General features: G+C 33.6%; 19 protein-coding genes. 13 read left to right on the top strand and 6 right to left on the bottom strand.

Going from position 1 to position 18,274, the window contains the following annotated elements; all coding sequences use genetic code 11:
• From QO200_RS00300 to QO200_RS00320, 5 genes are all read left to right on the top strand, one after another.
• The gene (locus QO200_RS00300; RefSeq protein ID WP_371535124.1) at positions 1 to 903 is read left to right on the top strand and encodes a ParB/RepB/Spo0J family partition protein; all 903 of its coding nucleotides are present in this window, start codon (positions 1 to 3) and stop codon (positions 901 to 903) included.
• Complete coding sequence (locus QO200_RS00305; RefSeq protein WP_371535126.1) at positions 903 to 1,463, top strand: DUF5683 domain-containing protein; 561 nt, start codon at positions 903 to 905, stop codon at positions 1,461 to 1,463. The genes QO200_RS00300 and QO200_RS00305 overlap by 1 nt, the downstream gene beginning before the upstream one ends.
• Positions 1,464 to 1,521: 58 nt before the next feature.
• On the top strand, positions 1,522 to 2,223 hold the full coding sequence (gene dapB, locus QO200_RS00310; protein WP_371535127.1) for a 4-hydroxy-tetrahydrodipicolinate reductase: 702 nt from the start codon (positions 1,522 to 1,524) through the stop codon (positions 2,221 to 2,223).
• A gap of 66 nt (positions 2,224 to 2,289) precedes the next feature.
• Entirely contained in the window at positions 2,290 to 3,864 is a 1,575-nt protein-coding gene (lepB, locus tag QO200_RS00315) for a signal peptidase I (protein ID WP_371535129.1), read from the top strand.
• 69 nt (positions 3,865 to 3,933) lie between these two features.
• Complete coding sequence (locus QO200_RS00320) at positions 3,934 to 4,560, top strand: WbqC family protein (protein ID WP_371535130.1); 627 nt, start codon at positions 3,934 to 3,936, stop codon at positions 4,558 to 4,560.
• A gap of 13 nt (positions 4,561 to 4,573) precedes the next feature.
• On the opposite strand, the gene QO200_RS00325 is transcribed toward QO200_RS00320, so the two are convergent.
• The 6 genes from QO200_RS00325 to QO200_RS00350 all read right to left on the bottom strand — a co-directional run bounded on the left by QO200_RS00325 (position 4,574) and on the right by QO200_RS00350 (position 10,833).
• Positions 4,574 to 5,620, bottom strand: a complete 1,047-nt coding sequence (locus tag QO200_RS00325) for an endonuclease/exonuclease/phosphatase family protein (protein WP_371535131.1) — start codon at positions 5,618 to 5,620, stop codon at positions 4,574 to 4,576.
• Between the two features lie 83 nt (positions 5,621 to 5,703).
• Positions 5,704 to 6,567 carry a rhomboid family intramembrane serine protease gene (locus tag QO200_RS00330; RefSeq protein WP_371535132.1) on the bottom strand — a complete coding sequence of 288 codons (864 nt, stop codon included), beginning with the start codon at positions 6,565 to 6,567 and terminating at the stop codon, positions 5,704 to 5,706.
• A 50-nt stretch (positions 6,568 to 6,617) separates the two neighbouring features.
• Positions 6,618 to 7,364: a rhomboid family intramembrane serine protease gene (locus QO200_RS00335; protein WP_371535134.1), complete on the bottom strand. Its 747-nt coding sequence runs from the start codon at positions 7,362 to 7,364 to the stop codon at positions 6,618 to 6,620.
• Positions 7,361 to 9,217 (bottom strand): DNA mismatch repair endonuclease MutL, encoded by a 1,857-nt coding sequence (gene mutL / locus QO200_RS00340; protein WP_371535135.1) that lies wholly within the window; start codon positions 9,215 to 9,217, stop codon positions 7,361 to 7,363. The genes QO200_RS00335 and mutL overlap by 4 nt, the downstream gene beginning before the upstream one ends.
• Positions 9,218 to 9,378: 161 nt before the next feature.
• Complete coding sequence (gene ribH, locus QO200_RS00345; protein ID WP_371535136.1) at positions 9,379 to 9,954, bottom strand: 6,7-dimethyl-8-ribityllumazine synthase; 576 nt, start codon at positions 9,952 to 9,954, stop codon at positions 9,379 to 9,381.
• 105 nt (positions 9,955 to 10,059) lie between these two features.
• Positions 10,060 to 10,833: a tol-pal system YbgF family protein gene (locus QO200_RS00350; protein ID WP_371535137.1), complete on the bottom strand. Its 774-nt coding sequence runs from the start codon at positions 10,831 to 10,833 to the stop codon at positions 10,060 to 10,062.
• A gap of 245 nt (positions 10,834 to 11,078) precedes the next feature.
• Between QO200_RS00350 and QO200_RS00355 the strand changes: the two genes are divergently transcribed.
• The 8 genes from QO200_RS00355 to QO200_RS00390 all read left to right on the top strand — a co-directional run bounded on the left by QO200_RS00355 (position 11,079) and on the right by QO200_RS00390 (position 18,189).
• Positions 11,079 to 12,158, top strand: a complete 1,080-nt coding sequence (locus QO200_RS00355) for a DNA replication/repair protein RecF (RefSeq protein WP_371535138.1) — start codon at positions 11,079 to 11,081, stop codon at positions 12,156 to 12,158.
• 81 nt (positions 12,159 to 12,239) lie between these two features.
• Entirely contained in the window at positions 12,240 to 12,635 is a 396-nt protein-coding gene (locus QO200_RS00360) for a rhodanese-like domain-containing protein (protein WP_371535139.1), read from the top strand.
• A 170-nt stretch (positions 12,636 to 12,805) separates the two neighbouring features.
• Complete coding sequence (locus QO200_RS00365) at positions 12,806 to 13,483, top strand: DUF2461 domain-containing protein (RefSeq protein ID WP_371535140.1); 678 nt, start codon at positions 12,806 to 12,808, stop codon at positions 13,481 to 13,483.
• 9 nt (positions 13,484 to 13,492) lie between these two features.
• Positions 13,493 to 14,563, top strand: coding sequence for a glycosyltransferase (locus QO200_RS00370; RefSeq protein ID WP_371535141.1), 1,071 nt, complete (start codon positions 13,493 to 13,495; stop codon positions 14,561 to 14,563).
• 178 nt (positions 14,564 to 14,741) lie between these two features.
• Positions 14,742 to 15,755: a UDP-N-acetylmuramate dehydrogenase gene (gene murB, locus QO200_RS00375; protein ID WP_371535142.1), complete on the top strand. Its 1,014-nt coding sequence runs from the start codon at positions 14,742 to 14,744 to the stop codon at positions 15,753 to 15,755.
• Between the two features lie 95 nt (positions 15,756 to 15,850).
• On the top strand, positions 15,851 to 16,441 hold the full coding sequence (locus QO200_RS00380) for an FMN-binding negative transcriptional regulator (protein ID WP_371535144.1): 591 nt from the start codon (positions 15,851 to 15,853) through the stop codon (positions 16,439 to 16,441).
• Between the two features lie 99 nt (positions 16,442 to 16,540).
• Positions 16,541 to 17,647 (top strand): glycosyltransferase, encoded by a 1,107-nt coding sequence (locus QO200_RS00385; RefSeq protein WP_371535146.1) that lies wholly within the window; start codon positions 16,541 to 16,543, stop codon positions 17,645 to 17,647.
• Positions 17,638 to 18,189 carry an RNA polymerase sigma factor gene (locus tag QO200_RS00390; RefSeq protein WP_371535147.1) on the top strand — a complete coding sequence of 184 codons (552 nt, stop codon included), beginning with the start codon at positions 17,638 to 17,640 and terminating at the stop codon, positions 18,187 to 18,189. Before QO200_RS00385 ends, QO200_RS00390 begins: the two co-directional genes overlap by 10 nt.
• Positions 18,190 to 18,274 lie beyond the last annotated feature (85 nt).

Below are 18,274 nucleotides of genomic sequence, written 5' to 3' on the forward strand. Positions count from 1 at the left end.
ATGGCAAAAGCACTAAAAAAACAAGCCTTAGGCAGAGGATTATCAGCACTATTAAAAGATCCAGAAAACGACATTAAATCAGTAAACGATAAAAATGCCGACAAAGTCGTTGGTAATATTATTGAGCTTGAAATAGATGCTATTGAGATTAATCCTTTTCAACCCCGAAGTAATTTTAATGAGGAATCATTAAGAGAACTTGCTACTTCTATAAAAGAATTAGGAGTAATACAACCTATTACTGTTAGAAAATTAGAATTCAATAAATACCAGTTGATTTCAGGAGAACGTCGTTTGCGTGCTTCTACCCTAGTTGGATTAACAACCGTTCCAGCATACATTCGTATTGCAAATGACAATGAATCCTTAATTATGGCTTTGGTTGAAAACATTCAACGCCATGATTTAGATCCGATAGAAATTGCACTTTCCTACCAAAGGTTAATTGATGAAATTCAATTGACTCAGGAACAAATGAGCGAGCGTGTAGGAAAAAAACGTTCTACTATTGCTAACTATCTACGTCTTTTAAAACTGGATCCGATTATCCAAACAGGAATCCGTGATGGTTTTATTAGCATGGGACATGGTCGTGCCATTATCAACATCGAAGATTTAGACATTCAAACTGATATTTATCAAAAAATAGTAAGTCAAAACCTTTCTGTACGCGATACTGAGGCTTTGGTAAAAAACTATCAGGAAAGTTTAAAACCGAAACCAGCAGCCAAAGCGAAATCAGCATCAGGATTTGAAATTGAAGAAACACAGAAAAAGGTTTTTACTAATTATTTCGGAACCAAAGTGGATGTAAAAGTTGCCGGAAATGGGAAAGGAAAGATTACAATTCCATTTCAATCAGAAGAAGACTTCAATAGAATCATGGAAATAATAAAAGGATAGTGAATAAAATTCTTTACATAGGAATGTTCTTTTTTATTATAGGACACACCACTCTTTTTGCTCAAGTAAAAACAGATGCTGTTCTCGTGGCTAAAGACACACTAAAATCAAATGACATAGACCCACTTACTCCTGCAAAAGCAGCTTTCTATTCTGCTGTTTTACCAGGTTTAGGACAGGCATACAATAAAAAATACTGGAAAATTCCTCTTGTGTATGGCGCTATTGGAACCAGTCTGTACTTCTACTTAGACAGTAATAAAAAATACCATCAATATAGAGATGCCTATAAACGTAGATTAGAAGGATATAGTGATGATGACTACTCCTACCTAGATGACTCCCGATTAATTACCGGACAGAAATTCTACCAACGAAATCGCGACTTATCAGCTTTGTTTGTTGTGGCATTTTATGCTTTAAACATTATTGACGCTAACGTAGATGCTGCCCTTTTGCAGTTTAATGTTGACGAAAACTTATCAGTCCGACCTGTAATTTACCCGGATGATGTAACATTGAAGGCAAATGTAGGTCTAACCTTTAATTACAATTTTTAGATCTTAAAACGAAACAATTCGTTTATCATCTATATTTTAATTTATAAATAAACACCAAATGAAAATTGCGCTTTTAGGATACGGAAAAATGGGTCAGGTAATCGAAAGAATTGCACTTGAGCGAGGACATGAGATTGTTTTAAAAAAGGATGAAAACAATACTTATGACGGACTTTCAACTGCTGATGTCGCCATAGATTTCAGCGTCCCTACAGCCGCTGTGCCTAATATTTCAAATTGTTTTCTCGCTAATGTGCCTGTCGTTTCTGGAACAACGGGTTGGCTGGAACATTACGACGAAATGGTAGCGCTTTGCACATCTAAAGATGGTGCTTTTATATCCAGTTCAAACTTTAGTTTAGGCGTTAATATTTTTTTCGAAATAAACGAATACTTAGCTAAAATGATGGCTAAACTAGATAATTATAGCATTGATATGGAGGAAATTCACCATACACAAAAACTAGACGCTCCTAGTGGGACTGCTATTTCATTAGCTAAAGGAGTAATTGAAAATAGCAATTATACAAATTGGACTCTAGATACACCAGCAGAAAATCAAATTCACATTGAAGCAAAAAGAATTGGAAACGTTCCTGGAACACATACAGTAACTTATAATTCAGCTGTTGATAGTATCGAGATAAAACACACCGCACACAATCGTGAAGGATTTGCTCTTGGTGCCGTAATTGCAGCCGAGTGGATTGTAGGTAAAAATGGCGTTTTCACAATGAAGGACGTTTTAGAATTAAAATAAATCAAATAAAATTCCGGGAAACACCCATTAAACTTCCCATCCTATAAAACTAAAAAAAACTAAGTTATGTCTATATATCAATGGTTTGTATTTTTCCTATTTGTACAAATAATACACTTTTTAGGAACTTGGAAATTATATGAAGCCGCCGGCAGAAAACGTTGGGAAGCAGGAATTCCAGTTTACAACGCTATTGTATTGATGAAAATCATCGGTCGCCCTACTTGGTGGACGCTTTTACTTTTTATTCCAATTATAAATCTTATTATGTTTCCAGTAATCTGGATCGAAACATTGAGAAGTTTTGGAAAAAAATCAAGCTTAGATACTTTTTTAGGAGTAATTACTTGTGGTTTATATATCTACTATATCAATTATACTCAAAAACTAGAATATGTTGCTGACAGAAGCATACACCCTCAAAATAAAACCGCAGATACGGTAAGCTCTTTGTTGTTTGCTATTATTGTAGCCACCTTAGTACACACTTATTTTGTACAACCTTATACTATTCCAACAGCGTCTTTAGAAAAGTCTCTATTGATTGGAGATTTTCTATTTGTCAGCAAAGTTAACTACGGTGCGAGAGTACCCATGACTGCTGTTGCATTACCAATGGTTCACGATTCAATTCCAGTTGTCAAAACAAAATCATACCTGAACTGGCCACAAATTCCGTATTTAAGATTACCCGGAATAGAAGACATAAAACGAACAGATATTGTTGTTTTTAACTGGCCTGTGGACACCGTGCATTACTTCTTTGAAGCAAAAGGAACTCCTGGTGTGATTAAACCAATCGATAAAAAATCGAACTATGTAAAAAGATGCGTAGGGATTCCCGGAGACAGTTTATCAATAAAAGATGGAATCGTTTATATTGATGGTAAAGTACTACAATTACCAGAAAGAGCAAAACCTCAATTTTCTTATACAGTTGCCTTAGACGGTAAAACGCCTATTGATTTTGAATATCTATTAAAAGATATGGACGTAACTGATGGCATTGGATACAAAGGTGCCTCAAAAGACACGTTACTGTTTAGAGCATTAACTGCTGCGGGAGCTGCAAGACTGCGAAATGTACCCGGAATAACAGCTGTAACCCAAGAAATTTCTCAAGGAACAGAAGGCGGAATATTCCCACACATCAATAAATGGAATCGTGATAATTATGGTCCAATTTATATTCCTCAAAAAGGACAAACAGTGACGTTGACTACTGAAACATTACCATTTTACAAAAGGATTATTACTGATTATGAATTAAATGATGCCGGAGACAAAAACGATCTTAAGGTTACAGGAAACGAAATCAGATTAAATGGTGAGATTGTTAAAAATTATACCTTCAAACAAAATTACTATTGGATGATGGGTGACAATCGCCACAACTCGGAAGATAGCCGTTACTGGGGATTTGTACCAGAAAATCATATTGTAGGTAAACCAGTATTCATCTGGTTGAGCTGGGATACTAATGGAAAAGGGCTAAATAAAATAAGATGGGACCGAGTTTTCACAACCGTTAGTGGCGAAGGGCAACCACAATCCTATTTTAAATATTTCTTAATTGCATTAGCAGTGTTTTTTGTTGGAGAGTATTTTTGGAAAAAAAGAAAAGATAAAAAAACCATCTAGTTTAAATGTTCAGGTTTAAAGTCACTCATACTAATTGAGACTTTAAACCTGAACAAAAAAAACAAAACTATGAATACAATCCTCCACCCTACCTACTTCCCATCAATAAGCCATTTTGTTGCCATGTCGCAATCAGACGGTATTATACTTGAAATAGAGGATAATTTCCAAAAACAAACTAATAGAAACCGTACTTACATTTATAGCCCTAATGGAATTCAGTTACTAAACATTCCTGTTAAGCACTCTAAAGCTAACCATCAAAGTACCAAAGATATTGAAGTAGATAGTGATTTTGACTGGCAGAAACAACACTACAAATCGCTAGAAACAGCATATAGAAGCTCACCATTTTTTGAATTTTTCGAAGATGACATTCGACCTTTCTATGAGAAAAAACACAAATTTCTATTAGATTTAAATTTTGAGACTTTAGAAATCATCTCTAAATGTATGCGTGAAAAGTTTGACTATATTACCACTCAAGAATATGTAAAAGAAGTAGATTCTAACCTGATTTTAGATTGCAGATCTCTTGCAGATGGAAAAAAAGACCTTTCCTCATTTGAAAAATACATTCAGGTATTTGATGACAAACATGGCTTCATTAACAACCTAAGCGTTCTTGACTTACTATTCAATGAAGGTAAATTTGCCTTAGACTATATGAAAAACCAACAATTAGTGATTAGATAAAAGTGCTGTTCTTTTATTCCAATGAAAGCTGTGCCATAATAGGATAATGATCAGAGTTCTCAAATTCAGGAAAGCTTTCGAACATTTTGACGGTCATCTTCTCATCAGCAAAAATATAGTCAATTCTAGTAGGGTAATACTTGAACTTATAAGTTGCTCCAAATCCTTTACCAGCTTCTTCAAAACTATCTTTTAGCGTTCCTTTAATACTTCTATACACATAAGAAAATGCGCTGTTATTCATATCTCCACATATGATAATAGGATATTCACATTTTTTTTCATGCTTCTTAAAAATCTCTGCTTGTTGCTGTTGTTGCTTAAAAGCTTTACTGATTCTAATAAGCATCATTTGGGATTTATTCTTATTAATCACATCTATATTCTCTGATATTTCATTAACATCAGGTGAAATTTTAATGGATTGCAAGTGCATATTATAAACCCTAATGATATCCTTTCCTTTCTTTATATCGGCATATATAACATTATTATTAGAGCTAGGAAATATAATACTTCCTTGATTTATTATGGGGAATTTAGAAAAAATGGCTTGTCCCGTTTTAATTTTGTTCCCTTCCATCAAAATATATTTATGGCGGTACACTTTTAAATCAATTACGGCAGAAGAAGAAAACTCCTGAATGCATAAAATATCAGGGTTTTTGTCATTTATAAACTCTAGAATATCCCCCGGAACATCTGCCTTATCTAACCACTTAAATAAATTAAACAAACGGACGTTGTAACTCATCACAGTGAAATTTTTTTCATCTGGCGGATATACTTTTGCTGAAAATTTATAAAATTTATTAATAAAGGTAATTCCGATTAAAAGTACCAAACCTGATAAAATCATTCGCTTTTTAAATTGGAAGCCCCAATACAAGAAAAATAAACCATTCAGAATGAAAAAAAAAGGCATAAAAAGCGTTAACACAGATAAAATTGGAAATATCTTTGGAGCCAAAAATGGTAGAATATAAGCGACAAAAGTGACGATAATAAGAACAATGTTCAAACTATACATTGCTTTATTGAACCAAGAAAGTTTTTTCATATTTTTACTTATTCCACGAATTAGATTGTCAAATTACTTACAGCTAACTATTTAATTTATTTCTAAAATATGTTATAAAGTTCCTATTTTCCAACCTTAAACAAAAATTCTTTTTCGTCTTTAGTCAAACTATCATATCCTGACTGACTAATTTTATCTAAGATTTCATCGATTTGTTGCTGCGCCTTATCTTTTGTAATAATTTTTGAAACCCTTTTTTCTACTGGTTTACTGTAATTTTTATGTACTTTTTTAAATGGCGTCGAGGCTGATTTTTTAAACAAATTAACAAAGAAAGTAATAACTCCAGTTACGATTTCGCTCAAGTCAGTTCCCTTTTGAAGTAATCGAATAAAAAGAAAACCAAAAAAAGCACCCGCAAGGTGAGAGATATGCCCACCTGTATTGTCTAAACGAAACTGCATCAGATCCAATATTAAAATCACCGCTGTGATATGCCATAACTTAATATTTCCTATCAATAACAACCTAACATTCATCAACGGCTGATAAGTCGTAACAGCTACTAAAACAGCCATAATTGCTGCTGATGCACCTACAATAGAAGCACTTAAATTCAAAATATAATACCCTAGAACAAAAGCAACACCAGCAAAAATAGCCCCTAAAATATACAGACCCAGTAATTGTTTTTGCGTAAAAAAGGTTAAAAACAACGAGCTAGCAAAATTAAAAACCATCATATTAAAAAGTAAATGCCAAAATCCGTCATGAAAAAACGAATAAGTTAAGAATGTCCAAGGCATCAGTCCAAAAACAGAAGGCTCTGTTGACAAAGCAACCCAATTAGGAAAGTAAAATGATCCCAACTTAAACTCATAGAAAAAGACCAACGAAACCAGAAAGCAGGCAACATTCCAATAGATTAATCTATGGGCTACACCACCTAACTTATACTGCATTTTTAAGTCATCTATAATATTCATTCTTTGTATTTATTTTTTTTATGAAATAATATTCTTTACAAGAAGAAAAATTAGTTCCACCTGTTGTCATTGAATTGATTCTTCTTCCAGTACCACATAATCAAAAAGCCAAATAAAGCTCCACCTACGTGAGCGAAATGCGCGATTCCACCCCCGCCGAAAATAGATTGTCCGGAAACTCCTAAATACAAATCTACTAAAACTAAACCAGGTACAAAATATTTTGCTTTTATAGGCACAGGAATAAACATCAAAGCCAATTCAGCATTAGGAAACATAAATGCAAATGCGACAATTACCCCGTAGATAGCACCAGAGGCTCCAACTACAGTTCCCATAAAAGCGCTAATAAAGTTTTTATATTGCGAAGCGGTTAATAGCTCCTGCCACTGTGTGTTTATTTTACCTTCGTTTAAAATTTGAAGAACTTCAGCCTTAGGAAAACCATTCGCAGCCAGCGTATTTATAGCATCATTGAAATAATAATAATTAATCCCCGTATGCAATAAGGCAGCACCTAAACCACAAGAAATATAAAAAAATATAAATTTTTTACTTCCCCAAAAACTTTCTAAAGCAGACCCAAAGGAATACAAAGCAAACATATTGAAAAAGATATGCATAAAACCACCATGCATGAACATATGCGTGATAGGCTGCCATATTTGGAAACCATTATTTTCAGGAAAAAACATGGCTAACATTTTATAGGCTTGATCTCCTACGACCAAAGTTCCAACAAAAAAAAGAACATTAATTATAATTAACTGTTTTACCGTTTCGGTTACATTTCTCATAGTGCAAATTTTTTATCTAAATCTTCCACACGCATAGTGATGAAAGTTGGTTTTTGAAAAGGGGAAACATTGGGATCTTTACAGGCAAAAAGACCGTTTATCAAATTCTCCTGTTCTTTTACTGTTAAAGCCGTCCCTGTTTTTACGGCTAAACTTTTGGCCATTGATTTTGCAATCGTATCATTTTGACTAAAACTACTGTCAGGAATTCCATCTTGTAAATCGCTTAATAATTGTTCTAAAACCAAAGAAACTTCGCTTTCAGTTACATTAACCGGAATCCCGGAAATAACAACATGATCTGCACTAGTTTCTTCAAAAACAAAACCGGTATTCACCAATGACAATTTTAAATCCTGGATAAGCTCCGTTTCAATAGCCGAAAAAAATAAATCCAAAGGAAATAACAATTGCTGACTAGATGCCTGGTTAACTGTCATATTAGTCAAAAACTGCTCGTACAACACTCTTTGGTGCGCCCGTTGCTGATCAACAATAACCATTCCTGATTTAATAGGAGAAACGATATATTTTTTATGAATTTGGTAGGCATTATTAACGGTTTGCTCCACTTCTTCCTCATTAAACAAAGATCCAGTCACTTCTTCGCTTTCGAATGAAAAATCAGTATTCCCGGAAATAAACTCCCCTTCTTGCTTTAATCCTACGTACAAACTTTCCCAACTAGCTGTTGGTTCCGGTTTTTTATAACTAGAACCAGAATAATGCTTATTTACTTTATCATCCGAAAAAGGATTAAAACTCCCATCGACTTGTATTGTAGGTGTAGCACCCTCTAAATCTTTATAATGGTAGGGCGTGTCCAAATTAGAATCTCTGTCGAAATCTAAAACTGGCGCCACATTAAACTGACCTAAACTATGTTTAATCGAAGCTCTTAAAATAGCATACATGGCATGCTCATCATCAAACTTAATTTCTGTTTTGGTAGGATGAATGTTAATATCAATCGTATTAGGCGGCACCGTTAAATATAAAAAATAACTGGGTTGCGCCCCATCTCTTAAAATACCATCATAAGCAGCCATAATTGCATGATGCAAATAACCACTTTTAATAAATCTATCATTCACAAAGAAAAACTGTTCTCCTCTATTTTTTTTAGCAAATTCAGGCTTACTGACAAAACCTTGAATCGTTACGATTTCAGTCTCTTCTTGAACTGGAACCAGCTTTTCATTGGTTTTACCAGAAAACACATTTACAATTCGCTGTCTCATACTTGAAGGAGGCAAATTGAACATTTCACTTCCGTTATGAAAGAAAGTAAAATAGATATTTGGGTGTGCCAAAGCAACACGTTGAAACTCATCGATAATATGACGGTATTCAACCGTATCCGACTTTAAAAAGTTACGGCGTGCAGGAATATTGAAAAACAGATTTTTAACCGCAAAAGAAGTCCCTTTAGGCAGTACTGCTACTTCTTGAGATACAAACTTACTACCTTCAACAATAATTTGCGTTCCTAACTCTTCTTGATCTTGTTTTGTTTTCATCTCTACATGAGCAATCGCAGCAATAGAAGCCAACGCTTCCCCACGAAACCCTTTTGTATGCAAAGAAAATAAATCCTCAGCTTGACGTATTTTTGAAGTAGCATGACGCTCAAAACACAATCGCGCATCGGTAACAGTCATTCCAAGTCCATTATCAATAACCTGAACTAATGCTTTCCCTGCGTCTTTTATAATTAGCTTAATATCACTTGCTTTTGCATCGACTGCATTTTCAAGCAATTCTTTGACAACAGAAGCAGGTCTTTGTACGACTTCTCCAGCAGCAATTTGGTTAGCGACATGATCAGGAAGCAATTGAATGATACTCGACATTAAAAAATATTTATTTAAAGTTTACGTTTTATTTTTAAAACCAAAGTGCACAAATTTAATGAATTTATGTTGGGTTTTAGGGTTTACCCAGTCATAAATAAAACAAAAAACCTATACTATTAACTAAAATAGTATAGGCCTTATAATAATAATTTACTGTTTTATTCTTTTAACTCTAAAGTTGTTCCCTCCTCTATTCTCAAAGGACCGGTTGACAATAAATTTTGATTTCCTTTTTGATGCGTTAATGAAGCCTGCTGACGAATAAAAGCCATTTTAATAGCCGCTATTGCAGCTTCTGTTCCTTTATTACCATGAATCCCACCACTTCGATCAATTGATTGTTGCATGGTATTATCTGTAAGAACACAAAAAATAACAGGAATATCCGTTTGAACATTCAAGTCTTTTATTCCTTGAGTGACTCCTTCACACACAAAATCAAAATGCTTAGTTTGCCCCTGAATCACACAACCTATAGCTATTACAGCATCTACGTTCTGAGTTTGCAGCATTTTTTTACATCCATAAATAAGTTCGAAACTTCCAGGAACATTCCAACGAATAATATGTTCCTTCGGAACACTATTTTCTAAAAATGCCTTTTCTGCTCCATTGTATAACCCTTCTGTTATATCTTCGTTCCATTCGGCAACAACGACTCCAAAACGAAAATTTTTCGCTTTTGGAACACTGTTTTTATCATAAACGGATAAGTTTTTATTTAAGGTCGCCATTTGATATAGTTTTTAAAATTGAATTTTTATATTTCATCAGTTAAAGATAGAATTTTGAAATCAAAAAACTGTAATCTTAATCCAGAAACTTAAACCCTTTTTTTACTATTGTGCTAAACCGATTAAAACATCAACTGAAGCAGCCTCTGGAGACGCCTCGTAATTGTCTTTAATATCAGTGAAATATTTTAATGCATCTTCTTTTTTATCTAAAGCCAAAGCTGTTTTTCCAGCTTTCAATAAAAAACGTGGTGTAGTAAAATCATTTTTATTTGTTTCAGCAGCTTTAACGTAATTTTTCAATGCGTCTTCTGGCTTATTGTTTTCTGCATAAGCATCTCCCATTGCACCAATTGCTAAACTACTCAAAATAATATCTTCTGATTTGAATTTACCTAAATAATCAATTGCTTCAGCATATTTACCTGTGTTTAGGTAAGCCATTCCAGCATAATAATTAGCCAAATTTCCAGCATCAGTACCTGAATACTCATCTGCTATTTTAATGAATCCAAATTTACCTTCAGAACCGTTTAAAGACAATTTATATAATGAATCGCTCGCAATACCGTCTGTAGCTTGTTGAAAGTTTTGTTGTGCGACAAACATTTCATCTGCAGCTTCCAGTTGTTTTGGCTCAGCAATAAATTTTTGATACACTAAATAACCAATAGTTACTAAAGCAACAGCTCCTACAACACCAATAATCCAATTCTGATTTTTAGCAACAAAATCTTCCGTTTTTGAAGCCGTTTCATCTAATGTTGAAAAAACACCAGCAGTCGTACTGTCTTTTTCATCGATGATTACATCCTCAACAGAATCATCTACTGCTCTTTCTTTTGGTGCTTTATATCCTCTTTTACTGTAAGTAGCCATTTATTTTTAATTTAGTGAACGGCAAAAATAAAATTTTTATTCAAACCCACACAAAAAAACTAGGATTTTATATTTAAATAAAAAAAATATTTTGTTTTAGGCATCTCTCATTCTGTTATAACTAAAAATAATTAGCACACAAAAGCTTTAAAACTCCTTTATATCAATAATTTTCAATAATTTGCACCCTCTTTAAAAAAGCCCTTTAAAAATAATAAACTCCTCAATACCTGTAAGCCCTAAAGATGTATTTAAAAAAGATTTCATTATTCAATTACAAGAACTTTTCAGAAGCAAATTTCGAATTTGACGGCAAGATAATTTGTTTTGTAGGTAAGAACGGCATCGGAAAAACAAATGTATTGGATGCTATCTATCATTTGTCCTATGGCAAAAGTTATTTCAATCCATTAGCGGTACAGAATATCAAACACGGCGAAGAGTTTTTTGTTATTGATGCCGAGTTTATCAAAAATGAAAGAAACGAACAGGTTGTATGCAGTTTAAAGAAAGGACAAAAAAAAGTATTGAAACGCAATGGCAAAGCCTATGACAAATTTTCAGACCATATTGGTTTTATTCCATTAGTCATCATCTCTCCGGCAGATCGCGATTTAATTGTTGAAGGCAGCGAAACCAGAAGAAAATTCATGGATAGCGTCATTTCACAGTTAGACCCGCAATACTTACAACAGCTAATTCAGTATCAAAAAGTACTAAACCAACGCAATGCTTTACTGAAATACTTCGCACTGAACCGCGTTTTCGAAAATGACACACTTTCTATATATAATGAACAACTTGATAGTTATGGAAAATCCATTTTCGAAAAAAGAAAAGAATTCGTAGCGCAATTCATTCCTATTTTTAATAGCCATCACCATGCGATAACGGGATCTCAAGAGACTGTTCAGCTTGTTTATGAAAGTCATTTATTCGAAAATAACTTACTGACACTTTTACAAGAAAACATAAATAAAGATAGAGCGTTACATTATACCAGCGTGGGCACACACAAGGATGACTTATCATTTGAAATCGACGGCCACCCTATTAAGAAATTTGGCTCCCAGGGACAACAAAAATCTTTCCTGATTGCCTTAAAGTTGGCACAATTTGAATTTCTAAAAAAACAAAGCGGCGTAAAACCCATTTTATTATTTGATGATATATTTGATAAGCTAGACGAAAGTCGGGTAGCAAAAATAATAGCAATGGTCAATAGTGACACCTTTGGACAACTGTTCATCTCCGACACACACCCTGAGCGCACCGAAGCAATTGTAAAATCGACACATCAATCTTATAAAATATTTAACTTATAGCATGCTTATTTTAAGATATAAAATGCTCCTTTGCTGATAATTTACTTATTTTAGCCTATTCAAATTTAAAAACAAATTCCAATGAAATTTCGTTCAATATTATTCTTACTAGTTTCTTTCGTTATACTATCATGTAACGGTCAAGCTTCAAAAAACATAAAAATAATTGAAGCAAAAGATTTTGCTGAAACAATTAACACAACCCAAAATCCACAAATCCTAGATGTACGTACTCCTGAGGAATTTACAGAGGGACACATTAAAAATGCAGAAAATGTAAATTGGCTTGGAGACCGTTTTGTTGCTGACGCAGAAACATTTGATAAGACAAAACCAGTTTTTGTTTATTGTAAAAGTGGTAATCGAAGTAGAAAAGCAACTGAAAAGCTTCAGGAATTAGGCTTCAAAAACATCTATGAACTAGAAGGTGGCTATACAAAATGGAGCGCTGCAGGTCTTAATAAATCAACAGACTAAATCATCGATATAAGAAGCTAATATTGCTAGTAAAAAATCATTGATTTTCTCTATGTAAACCGGTCTGCTCCTTGAAAAAGAACGACGCCCTGCCTTACAAAGATGTAAATAGAATTATTCTAACTCTAGAAGTGACGAAGATTTAAGAACATAATTACAACAGCAACAGCATGCTTTCAAAAGACTCACTACAATTCCTCGAAGATTTACGAGAAAACAATAACCGGGATTGGTTTTTAGACAATAAAAAAAGATACGAGATTTTCAAAAAAGACTACCATCAATTGGTCGCTGACTTTCTTGATATCATGAAGCCTTTGGACCCCACATTAGAACTGTTAGAAGTAAAAAACTGCACTTTTAGAATCAATCGGGACATTCGGTTTTCCAAAGATAAATCACCCTACAAATCACATATAGGAGTCTGGCTTTCGTCAGGAACAAAAGGACAAAGTCGTGCTGGCTATTATGTTCATATCGAAAAAGGAGCCAGCTTTATCGCTGGCGGATTCTATGCGCCGTTAGCAGATGACTTAAAAAAAGTTCGCAAAGAAATTGCCTATTTTCATGATGATTTAGAAGAAATTTTAAATGAAAAAGAATTTAAAAAGGTATTTGGAGATTTTGATCGAAATGAAAAAAGCACACTCAAGAACCCACCAAGAGGATACGATAAAGAACATCCAGCTATTGAACTATTAAAATTAAAAAGTTTTGAAGCCAGTGTTCCATTTGACATATCAGAAATCCTGCAAAAAGATTTTGTTTCAAAAACGAGTGAAAAACTAATCCTTTTAAAGCCTTTAAATGAATTTATCAACCGGGCATTGACCACTGATGAATTTTAATTTATTTCGATGAAAAAAAGAAAAATACTTTTTCTTGGCGAATCTTATAGAGCTGATGCTTTAACGTGGACAAATGGTCTAAAAGAATTTGGCGATTTTGAAATAATTAGTTGGGAATTAAAAACACCAAGCGATACTTTTTCCAACAGAATTCTACGGATTTTAGAATTTACCTTTGCACTGATTAAAATTAAGGAAATAATAAAATTACAACAACCAGATATGGTCATTGCCGAAAGAACAACAAGCTATGGCGTTCTTGCTGCTTTGTCTGGTAAAAAACCTGTAGCAATAGCACAACAAGGCAGAACTGATTTATGGCCTGAAAGTTCTATTTTATTACCATTCAAAAAAATAATTCAAAAACACGCCTTTAAAAAAGCGACACTCATTCATGCCTGGGGACCGGTAATGACTATTTCTATGGCTGCTGCCAATGTAGATATGAACAAAGTTATGGTCCTGCCAAAAGGAATTGACCTGACTAAATTTGTAAACAAAAATACCGCAAATCCTGAAAAAATTAGCGCAATTGTCACTCGTTCTCTATTGCCTGAATACCGTCATGATATTATTTTAAAATCATTTGGTCTTTTAAACAAAAAAGGAGTTGACTTCAGTCTTACTATTGTTGGGGATGGAAAGCAACTTTCTAACTTAAAAGACTTAGCAAAACAACTAAATATTGAAAAGAAGGTTTTCTTCAGGGGAAGAATTCAAAATACAGAATTACCTAAATTATTACAACAATCAAATTTCTACATTAGCATGCCTATTACTGAAGGGGTATCAGCATCATTGTTTGAAGCTATGGCCTCAAATTGCTATCCTATTGTTACTGATATAGCTGGGAATCAAAGTTGGATCTCCCATCGCAAAAACGGACAGTTAATCACGGTTGATGATTCAAACATGCTTGCTAACGAAATACTGTGGGCTTTTAAAAACACGACCTACAGAAAGGAATGCGTTTTAAATAACAGAAAATTTATCGAAGACCATGTTGATTACAAAATCAATATGGAAATAATCGCCAACAAATACCACGAGTTAATCAATAGTGCAGAATCTACTAGCTAGGTTTGTAATTAGATAGGATGTTTTTTTTTACTATTTGAGAGATATCAAAAAGACTACTTAAAATGACTCCTTATATAATGCCCTAATTTATGATGCATATCTAGTTAAAAAGCTATGCAAATAAATTTTAATCCTTACTTTTGACTCCTGAAATCATTTATAAAAAGCACTTTCTTTCATGGAAATACAAACTAATTTTTCTCTAAAAAATTACAATACTTTTGGTATTGAAGCTAAAGCAAAACAATTTGTAGCCGTGCACAGTATAGCCGAATTGACAACCGTTTTAAAGCAAAACAAATCAGAAAAGAAATTCATTCTTGGTGGCGGTAGCAACATGCTCTTAACGAAGGATATCGAAGCTTTAGTAATTCACATTGATTTAAAAGGAAAAAGAGTTATTGACGAAAATGAAGATTATGTTTGGGTCGAAAGTCAAGCTGGCGAAAACTGGCACGAATTCGTACTTTGGACTATCAACCAGAACTTTGGCGGACTGGAAAACATGTCGCTTATCCCAGGTAATGTAGGAACTACTCCCGTCCAAAATATAGGAGCGTACGGAACCGAGATTAAAGATACTTTTGTTTCCTGCGAAGCGCTAACCATTACAAATCAAGAAGTAAAGACATTCACAAAAGAGGAATGCCATTTCGGATATCGCGAAAGTGTCTTTAAAAACGAAGTGAAAGATCAATACATTATTACCTCGGTAGTTTTCAAATTAACAAAACGAAACCACGCTATTAATACATCTTACGGTGATATTACTAATGAATTAGCCAAAAATAATATTACAAACCCTAGTTTAAAGGAGGTAAGTAATGCTGTGATTGCCATTAGACAAAGTAAATTACCAGACCCGAAAGAACTAGGAAACAGCGGTAGTTTTTTTAAGAACCCAATACTTTTAAAAACTGATTTCGAAAAAATACACCAACAATTTCCTGAAATGAAATACTATGATGTATCAGAAACTGAAGTAAAAGTACCTGCAGGTTGGCTTATTGAACAAGCTGGTTTTAAAGGAAAACGTTTTGGCGATGCAGGAATCCATAAAAATCAAGCTTTAGTTTTAGTGAATTACGGAAAAGCTACTGGGCAAGAAATTCTTAATGTTTCAAAGCATATTCAAGAAACAATCTTCGCTATTTTTGGCATTCATATTGAAGCCGAAGTGAATGTAATTTAGATCTTAATTACCATGCAATAATTTTAATTCAGGGATTTAACTTAACTACTCTAAAACCATAAATTAAGCCATGTATATTCCAGACCTTTACAAAAATGAAAAACCGAGAAGAAATCCACGCTTTTTTACAATCAAATAGCTTTGGTATCCTCATCAACCAAACGGAAGGTGAATTAACAGCAACCCACATTCCGCTGGAACTGGACACTGACAAAGAAGGAAAAACTATTTTACATGGACATCTCTCAAAAGAAAACCCTCAATGGAAAGGTTTCTCTGAGAATGATCAAGTTCTAGCCGTTTTTTCTGGACCGCATTCCTATATTTCTTCCTCATGGTACGACCATGAAAATGTCCCTACCTGGAATTACATAGCAGTACACGTTCATGGGAGAATTAAAATTATCGAAGGCGAAGCTGTTATAGCACATCTAAAGAAATTAGTGGATAAGTATGAGAAAGCATCTGAGAATCCAGTTCGCATTGAAGATTTATCAAAAAAAACCATGATGCAAACTCGCGGAATTGTTGCTTTTGAAATTGAAATCACCGAAATTAATGCGACAAAAAAACTGTCTCAAAATCGCGACGATAATAATTATCAAAATATCATATCAGAATTAGAGAAAACCAAAGAAAATCAATCAGTTGCACTTGCAAATGCGATGAAGAAATGTCCTCGATAATTTTTTAAAAATTCAATAATTTATCATTTACAATTCACAATTCTATTCATACCTTTGCGCTTTCCCGAAAATTCGGGTTTAATAACTCATAAAACTCAGATGCTTATAATAATTCTTTACTTTTTTATTGTTGTCGTTGCCATTCAACTCTCCTATTATTTAGGTATTTTCGGGAAGTTTTCTTTTGCTAAAGAGCAAAAAACAACACCGAAAAGACTTTCTGTATCTGTTATTGTCTGCGCCAAAAACGAAGAAGAAAATGTGGTTAATTTTATTCCGCTTCTTGCTGAACAAAACTATCCTGATTTTGAAATCGTCTTAATTGATGACGCTTCAAGTGACGGTACTTTGGATATATTTGAAGACTTTGAAAAACAATATCCAAATATACGATTGGTAAAAGTCCAAAATAACGAGGCCTTTTGGGGAAATAAAAAATATGCCCTTACTTTAGGAATAAAAGCGGCTAAAAACGACTATTTATTATTCACTGATGCTGATTGTTATCCTACTTCTAAAGAATGGATTACAGCAATGAGTTCTCAATTTACTATGCAAAAAACAATTGTGCTAGGATATGGAGGATACGAAAAAATAGCCAAGTCTTTTCTTAACAAATTAATTCGTTTTGAGACTTTAGTTACAGCAATGCAATATTTTTCATGGGCAAAAGCAGGACTCCCTTACATGGGAGTAGGTAGAAACTTAGCCTATAAAAAAGAAGAGTTTTTTAATGTAAACGGATTTATAAATCACATTCAGATCCGATCTGGTGATGATGATTTGTTTATAAATGAAGCCGCTACAGCCAAAAATACAACTATTGCTTATACTCCGGAAAGCTTTACTTATTCGAAACCAAAAACCAAATATAAAGACTGGATTACTCAAAAAAGAAGACATATAGCTACAGCAAACCATTATAATATAGTAGACAAATTGCAATTAGGCCTTTTCTATTGTTCACAGTTACTCTTTATCTTACTCCCTATTATCTTATTATCCTTTCAATTTCGTTGGATTCTAGTATTGAGTTTAATTGCCGTGAGATATATTGCTGTTTGGATTGTTGTTGGTTTTTCTGCAGCTAAATTAAAGGAAGACGACTTAAAATATTGGTTTCCTATTGTTGAGTTAGTGCTTATATTCACACAAATCAATATCTTTATATTGAATACTTTCTCAAAACCGGTACATTGGAAATAAATAATCAAATCGAAAAAGCAAAACAGGGCGATCAAGCCGCCTTTACCTTTCTATTGAATCATTATTGGAATGAGGTCTATGGCTTCATGTTAAAGCGAGTAGAGAACGAGACTAATGCTGAGGATATTACTATAGAAACATTTTCAAAAGCCTTTGATAAATTAGCTACTTACAATCCTGAATTTCAGTTTAATACCTGGCTCATTAGCATCGCAAAAAACGTCCATATTGATATGCTTCGCAAAAAGAAATCTAGTCTTTTTGTCGAAATTACAGACCAAGAAGACAAGAAAGCATATAACATTGCAGACACAACTCCGTCTAAAGAAGACGAACTAATCACAGAGCAAAATCTTTCTCAGTTACTAAGATATATTAAAGAGCTCAAACCACACTATCAGGAAGTAATCCAATTGCGTTATTTTCAAGAAATGAGTTATCAGGAAATTGCTAATGCGATTGACGAGCCTCTAAGCAATGTTAAAATTAAACTCCTTCGCGCTAAAAAATTATTGGCAGAAATCATAAGGGATAGAAGGTGATTTTCAACTATCTATACTCTCAAAAAATAATACAAGCTAAATAGAATTTCGCTTCTTTTTATAAGTGACAACAAGGGTTCTATTA

Origin of the sequence: Flavobacterium sp. Arc3 (assembly GCF_041431375.1) — a bacterium.
Classification (GTDB): Bacteria; Bacteroidota; Bacteroidia; order Flavobacteriales; family Flavobacteriaceae; genus Flavobacterium.